Origin of the sequence: Paenibacillus sp. OT2-17 (assembly GCF_009827695.1) — a bacterium.
Lineage (GTDB): Bacteria > Bacillota > Bacilli > Paenibacillales > Paenibacillaceae > Paenibacillus > Paenibacillus polymyxa_B.
Window position 1 is genome coordinate 1 of the sequence record NZ_WUDQ01000843.1, and the last position, 1152, is coordinate 1152.

1 protein-coding gene is annotated in these 1152 nt (G+C 44.8%); it reads right to left on the minus strand.

Going from position 1 to position 1152, the window contains the following annotated elements; translation table 11 throughout:
• Positions 1 to 716 (minus strand): MFS transporter (locus tag GRP75_RS27585; protein ID WP_160790968.1); only part of this gene is annotated, 716 nt, incomplete at its 3' end.
• Between the last annotated feature and the right edge of the window lie 436 nt (positions 717 to 1152).

Below are 1152 nucleotides of genomic sequence, written 5' to 3' on the forward strand. Positions count from 1 at the left end.
ACCAGCCAGCCCCCAACTGCGAGCTCAGAGACTACTCCAAACGACCGGATCATTACCATCATCCAGAGTGCTGGATCGCGGGTTAGCGCCTTGAGTGAGGTTCGATCCTCATGCTGCAAATCGTCTCCCGGGAAGGTGCTGAGCAGTGCGGCCACAATCGGCAGCAGGCAGAGCGACAACATAGCCAGATACATCCCCCGCCAGTCCAGCATATGTCCAAATACCGTCAGTGACATGACTCCCGTCGCCAGCAAAGGGGCGACTGTTGAGCTGAGCCCATAGAAAAAGTGGGACAAATTCATCATCGTGCCGGTATTTTTCACAAAAATCCTCGCCCCCAAAATTGCGAGCGCAATCTCCAGCATGCCGTTCCCGATATACATCAAGAAGTAGGACGAGGCGAAGAACGGATATGTGTGCGACAGATAGATGAACACTCCCGAGATGATCATGGAAGCAAAGGAAATGATGCTGACCGCCTTGATTCCCCACTTACGGACAAGGACAGCGGTGAACGAGCAGGCAATCAAATAACCAAGTGCGTTTAGAGACAACAATGTTCCGAGCTGCTGTTCATCCAGATTGAAGTCGAATTGGATGCGTGGAATGGCAGGGCCTTTAATATTTTCCGAGATGCCAAATACAATAAAGCCAATAAAAATTGTCGCCAGCTGCATCGTATACATGTGGCGGGACTTGCGGGTTTGCAGATTCAAATTTAGTCCCTCCTAGATAGCCAAACTTGATTTTCTCACCTGTTGGGTGTTCAGGGACGGAAAAGTCATAGGATAGCAGCCCTCCTTCAGGATATTACAATAGTTTTGAAAAAAGTTTTAATAAGTGAAAAGTTTAAGGACATTTATATTCAATGTCAAATGTTTTTATTGCATGTTGAAGTAAGCGAGGAACCTGACCATATTACAATTACAGTAAATTGTAGCATGTCTACTTCCCGTTTAAGCTTTGTATTACCTTGATCGGCTACACTTAATTTACTGTGGATAATAAGTCATGCATCCAAAATTGCAAAAGATAAATGATATTTTACGATACAGTCTATATAGCGAACACACAGTCTTTTGTGTATTCTTCTTATATAGACTTTTGGATACAAGGAGGCAACGTCCGTGGATTCAATGCAGCATATTATTG